Genomic DNA, 5,914 nt, shown 5'->3' with positions numbered 1-5,914 from the left:
GCTCAACGGCGACTGGTACGAGAACCACTACGTCGGCGACAGCGAGGTCGAGCGCGAGCGGTGGAAGGAGTACTTCCGCCGCGCGGTGCGGGCCCTGGAGGTTGCGGGCTCGGACTTCGAGGTCGACTTCAACATCGCCGAGGGCATGCAGGACTCCGTGGGCATCGCGGAGCTCTACCCCGGTGACGACTACGTCGACGTCATCGGCATCGACGTCTACGACTCCTACCTCGCCCCGATCGACCCCGGTGCGCGCACGCAGGCCCGCAACGCCAAGGAGAACGGCCTGACGGACGTCGTGGCCTTCGCGAAGGAGCGCGACAAGCCGCTGAGCCTGCCGGAGTGGGCGATGGTCGCCGAGGGCGACACCCAGGGCGGCGGCGACAACCCGACCTTCGTCGACCAGGTGGCGGACGTGGTGCGGGACAACGCCGTGCGCTACCAGGCGTACTTCAACGTGCCGCAGGGCGGGGTCGGCATGACGCTGGCCGACGCCCCGGAGGGGGCCGCGCGCTACCTGGAGCGCTTCGGCGCATCGGGTGACGCGGCCAGCCGCTCCCGGTGACCCGGGGTAACCTCGGCGCCGTCCACACCCCTCGGCGCCGTCCGCGGTGCCCCCTGCCCCTGGACGGTGCCGTGCTCCCCGCAGCTCCCCGACCCGCCGCGGAGGCGATCTCGTGAGCCTCGTGGCGAAGCTGCGCTCGGGGGGGCTGGGTCGGGCGGTGTGGAACCTCGCCGACCAGGTGGTGTGCAGCGTCAACAACGCGCTGCTGGCCTTCGTGGTCGCCAACGCCTTCCCGGACGACGCCTCGCAGTTCGGCGCCTTCTCGATCGCCTTCACCGTCTTCTCGATCGTGGTCGGTCTGTCCCGGGCGCTGGCCACCACGCCGGTGAGCATCAAGTTCGCCGGGGAGGCGCCCGCGGTGTTCCGGCCCGCGGCCACGGCCGCGCTGGGCACCGCGGTGGCCCTCGGCGCCGCGGCGGGCGTCGTCAGCGCGGTGGTGGGCTCCCTGCTGGGCGGGGCGCTGGGCACGGCGCTCGTCGCGTTCGGCGTGGTGCTGCCCGGTCTGCTGCTGCAGGACTCCTGGCGCCAGGTGTTCTTCGCGCTGCAGCGCCCGGCGGCGGCCGCGCTCATGGACGTCACGTTCGCGGTGCTGCAGGTGGGTGCGCTGGTGGTGCTGCTGCGCGGGGAGCACCCCACGGTCGTGCCGTTCGTGCTCGCCTGGGGCGGCTCGGCCCTGCTGGCGTCGGTGCTCGGGATGGTGCAGCTGCGGCTGCTGCCGCGCCTGCAGGACTCCGGGCGCTGGGTGCGGGACCAGTGGGAGCTCACCCGGTACCTGGTGCCGGAGTTCGTGGTGCTGCAGGCCGGTGCGCAGCTGGCGGTGCTGGTGGTGGCGGCGATCGGCAGCCAGGCGGACGCCGGGTACCTGCGGGCGGCGAACATCCTGACGGGCCCGGCGACGATCATGGCCACCGGTCTGATGTCGTACGCGATCCCGGAGCTGTCCCGCCGCCGCGACGGCCTGGGGGTGCGCGGCTGGCGGCTGGCGGCGCTGCCCGTCTCCGGTGCCGTCCTGCTCACCGGGCTGGCGTGGGGCGTGCTGGTGCTGCTGCTGCCGGACGCCGCCGGTCGCTTCCTGCTGGAGGACGTCTGGGAGGGCGCCTCCGGCGTGCTGCTGCCGATCATCGTCGGCCAGGCGGGTGCGGCGCTGTCGGTGGGGCCGGCGGCGGTGCTCTACGGCATGGAGCGCGCGGCGGTGACCTTCCGCATCCACGTGGTGTACGCCGTCCTCGTCCTGGTGCTGTCCGCCGGTGGCGCGGTCCTCGGCGGGGCGGTGGGCGCGGCCTGGGGTGGTGCGATCGCGTTCTGGGTGGTGGTGCCGTCCTGGTTCGTCGCGGTGCACCGGCAGTCGGCCGCCGCGGTGGCGGCGCGGGAGCCGGACCGGTCGGACGAGGTGGCCGAGGGTTCCGCGCCGAGCGCGCCCGCCTGAGGACCGCCCCCGCAGGAGCCCGTCGCAGGAGCCCGCCGGTTCGCCCGGCGGGCTCCTGTCGTGCCGGGCGCGGGCGCCTACCTGCGCCCGCCGCGCGCGAGCTCGCTGAGCACGGCCTGCTCGACGGCCGCGCTGTCGGCGGGGTCGATGTCGGTGAAGTGCACCACGGCCTCCCCGGAGGCCTCGTCGATGCGCAGCACCTCGCCCCGGGCGTGCACCTCGACGCCCTCGTCGAGGGACAGGCTCACGTCGATGACCTCGTGCTCGGCCGGCAGGTGCTCGCCCTCCAGGCGGACGCCGGTGCGGGACAGGTCCACCGTGCGCGCCTCCTCCTGGAAGCCCTCGCCGCTGAGGTGCGCGGGGACGCGGGTGGAGGCGCGCACGGCGCCGCGGCGGGCCTCGTTGGCCAGGAGCACGACGCCCGTGAGGGCCAGCTCGTCGGCCCGGTGGGCCTGGGCGACGGCCTGGAAGACGGCCAGGGACCCGGTGCGCTCCATCCGGGCGCTGGCCCAGACGCGGCGGCCGTCGAGCTGCTCGACGGTGCCGCGGTCCATCGCCACCTGGCTCGTCACGACGAGGCCCGATGCGCTGGCGGTCCAGGAGCGGACCGTGCCGGTGTGCACGACGGCCGTCCCCGTGGGCATGAGGGTCACCTCGGTGCCCGGTGCGGGTCCGTCGACGGTGAGGACATCGCCGCGCTGCGTCTCCATGCGCCCTCCAGAAGGTACGTAGCTGTGTGGTTACGCTACGTCACTCAGAAGGTAGTGCAATCCGCCGGGCCCGCGCGAACGGCCGACCGGGTGCCGCCGGTGCCCGGCCGTGCTCAGGCGCCGACGACCGGGCGGGAGCCGAGCCCCCCGTCCGGGCTGGCCGCGGGCAGGGTGGGCAGCAGGCGCCCCGAGCCGTCCCCGGGCACCGCCGGCCCGACCTCCGCCACCACGTCGCCGTCCGCGAGCCGCGCGGGTTCGCCGCCGCGGCCCTCGAAGCGGGTGCCGGTGAAGAAGGCGGACAGCGGCAGCAGGACGTACAGCACCTGCGGCTGCAGCAGCCCCGCGAAGAGCAGCGAGTTGGCGAAGAGCCCGCCGACGGCCAGCGTCGGCGAGGGCGCGCGCCGGACGATCGCCAGGTAGGCGAAGGCGGCGAAGAGCAGCGCCGCCGGCACGCCGTACTCCAGGAGCAGCTTCGGTGCGCCGGCGAAGTTCAGCGGCAGGCCGGTGGCGGCGAACACCGCGTCGGCGGCCGCGTCCGCCCCGCCGGGGCCCAGGCCGGTGAGGGCGGTCGACGGCTTGGCGGCCCACGTCGCCTCGATGTACTGGAAGGGCTGCACGAAGCGCAGGCTGCCGCTGGAGTTGCGCTCCGTCGCCTCGCTCGTGCGGCTGAGGATGATCTCCCCGAGCGGGGTCGCGAGGGTGGCGGTGACCGCCACCGCGCCGGCGGCGGCCACCCGGGCCGTCCACCAGCCGCCACGCCGCACCGCCAGGACGACGAGGCCGCACGCCAGCAGCAGCATGCCGGTGCCCGCCACCGCGCACACCATGGCCGCGGCCAGCGCCAGCACCCGCCACGGGCGGGCTCTGCGGACCAGGCAGGACAGCAGCGCCAGCGCGAGGAACTGGGAGAACAACGACGGCTCGAGGAAGACGAAGGCGTTGGCCTTGATGACGCTGGAGCCGTACTGGATGGGGTACGAGGTGTTGTAGCCCTCGAAGGTGAACCCCGGCGGCAGCGCCTCCTCGACGTAGTCGACGTAGGACCACACCCCGGCGAACTGGCTGAGGACCTGCGCCACGCCGACGACCGCGAAGAAGACCATGATCTTCTCGAAGCGGTCCAGCACCCGCGGGTAGACGTGCTGCGCCGCCGGGTGGGCGCGGAAGCAGAACGCGCACCACACCACCAGCAGCAGGACCAGCGACTGCACCGACAGCAGCTCCCCGAGCAGGAGGGCCGCCACGGCGGCGGTGGCGCAGCCGGCCACGGCCAGCAGGAAGCCGCGCGTGGCGTCGGCGCGCTCGACGACGGCGCGCTGCAGCAGCAGCCAGCCGAGGACGCCCAGCACCACGAGCATGCCGACCGGCACCGGCGAGCCCAGCGGCAGGGCCAGGCGCTGCAGCACGGTGACCGCCAGGAGGATGACGGTGCAGCCGGCGAGGACCCGGCGCCCGCTGGCCGTCCGCGGCTGCCCGGGTCGGCCGCCGCGGGTGGCGCCACCGGTGGGGGAGGACGGGGAGGGGGCGGCGAGCGCGCCCGTGGGGTCCAGCATCGGCCAGCGCACGTCCCTCGGTCGGTGGGGCCCGGCCGGGCCGGGTACAGGTCGTCGGGGTGGGTCGGACCGCTCCCGCGGCGGCCCATGCTAAGCGGCCGCGGGGTGCCCGGTGCCGCGCCTGCACAGCGCCCTCACCGCATCCGACCGGCCCCACCCGCCCGGCCCACGCGAACGGCCTCGTGCGAACGGGTGACACCCGTGAGGCCTTCGTGGAGGACCTCGCCGGGCCGGTGGCGCCCGCACCCCGAGGTGCGATAGTCATGCGGGGTTTCCGCCCGCGGACGACCGCGCGCCGTCCACCGGCGTCGCTCCGCACGTGGGCTCGGCGCGCCGGGGGGCGCGGTGAGCGGGTCGGTGCCCGGCGGTACGACGACGAGCAGGGTGCCGCACGGCACGAGAAGCACCACAGGAGGGGCGGGGACCAGTGGCGGCAACACCCACGGGGTCGGGCGACAGGACGGGCGCGGGCGCGCTGACGGTGATCGGGCGCCACCGCTGGCGGCTGCTGGCCGCCGCGCTGCTCTTCGGGGTGGTGGGCGGTGGGGTGTCGGCCGTGGCCGTGGACCCCAGGTACACGGCGACCGCGGCCATCACCCTCTCCACCGACCGCCCCTACGACCCGCAGGGCCGCGACGGCCAGCTCGGCGACCCGACGAAGTGGGCGACCGTGCAGTCCGGCATCGCCCAGTCCCGCGCCGTCTTCGACCTGGCGGCGCAGACCGTGCCGGCGGCCGAGCAGGCGACCTTCCGCGACAGCACCGAGATCGTCGCCAACAACGACCTCAACCAGATCACCGTCACGGCCACGGCCTCGACGGCGGCGGACGCCGTGGCCGTGGCCGACGCCGTCGCCACCTCCTACCGCGAGGTCCGCGCCGACGACGTGCGCACCAAGACCGCGCAGGCCCTGGCCCAGGTGACCGACGAGGCCACCCGCCAGCAGATCACCCTCGCCTCCACGTCCTACGGCGACGGCGTGGCGGTGCTCGACAACGCCACGCTGCCGACGGCGCCGTCCTCGCCGTCCCCGCTGCTGGTGGGTCTGCTGTCCGCCCTCGCCGGCCTCCTGCTGGCCGCCGCGCTCGTCGTCTGGCGCGCCCACGTGCGCCAGCGCATCTCGACGCCGCCGCTGGAGGGCGTGGCGGAGCTGGGCCGCTGGACGGCGCCGCCCTCGCCGCAGGAGCTGGCCGACCCCGCGGGTGCGGCCGCGCAGAGTGCCGGCGTCCTCCTCGTCGGCCTGCAGCACCTCGGGCACCTGCGCACCCCCCGCCTGGAGGTGGGCAGCGTCCTGGTGACGGCCGCCAGCGGCGACGCCTCGGCGGTGGCGGTGGGGCTGGCCGCCGCGGCGGCCCGCTCCGGGCGCCGGGTGGTGCTCGTCGAGGCCGACGAGCGCGGTGGCCGGCTGGCGTCCCTGGGCGCGCCCGTCCTGCCCGCCTCCGGCCGGCGCTCCGTGGAGGTCCCGCAGCCGTGGGTCGTGGGGGGCACCTCCGTGGAGGTCCTGTCCCTGGGTGCCCACCACCTGCAGCCGCGCGCCGTGGGGTCGACCCTGCGCGAGCTGGTCGAGGGCGGCTACCTCGTCGTGGTGGTCGGCGGTTCCGTGCTCGACAGCCCCGCGGCGTTCGCCGTGGCCGGTGAGGTGGACGCGGTCCTGGTGCAG

General features: G+C 75.7%; 5 protein-coding genes. 3 read left to right on the top strand and 2 right to left on the bottom strand.

Going from position 1 to position 5,914, the window contains the following annotated elements:
* The coding region (locus ABEB16_RS19055; protein WP_345713785.1) for a glycosyl hydrolase at window positions 1–565 on the top strand (565 nt) is incomplete at its 5' end.
* A gap of 112 nt (window positions 566–677) precedes the next feature.
* Window positions 678–1,991, top strand: coding sequence for an MATE family efflux transporter (locus ABEB16_RS19050; RefSeq protein WP_345713784.1), 1,314 nt, complete (start codon window positions 678–680; stop codon window positions 1,989–1,991).
* Window positions 1,992–2,068: 77 nt separating this feature from the next.
* Here the strand turns inward: ABEB16_RS19050 and ABEB16_RS19045 are convergent, their stop codons facing one another.
* Together ABEB16_RS19045 and ABEB16_RS19040 are read right to left on the bottom strand one after the other, a co-directional pair.
* A complete protein-coding gene (locus ABEB16_RS19045) occupies window positions 2,069–2,701 on the bottom strand; it encodes a PilZ domain-containing protein (RefSeq protein ID WP_345713783.1) in 633 nt (210 codons plus the stop codon).
* Between the two features lie 113 nt (window positions 2,702–2,814).
* Window positions 2,815–4,254, bottom strand: coding sequence for a hypothetical protein (locus ABEB16_RS19040; protein ID WP_345713782.1), 1,440 nt, complete (start codon window positions 4,252–4,254; stop codon window positions 2,815–2,817).
* Window positions 4,255–4,681: 427 nt separating this feature from the next.
* On the opposite strand from ABEB16_RS19040, the gene ABEB16_RS19035 reads away from it, so the two are divergent.
* Window positions 4,682–5,914, top strand: a 1,233-nt coding sequence (locus ABEB16_RS19035; protein WP_345713781.1) for a hypothetical protein, incomplete at its 3' end; no start/stop codon positions are given.

Source organism: Kineococcus glutinatus (assembly GCF_039542765.1).
In the GTDB taxonomy this organism is placed as follows: domain Bacteria; phylum Actinomycetota; class Actinomycetes; order Actinomycetales; family Kineococcaceae; genus Kineococcus_A; species Kineococcus_A glutinatus.
This window is presented reverse-complemented; position numbering and strand designations above follow the sequence as displayed.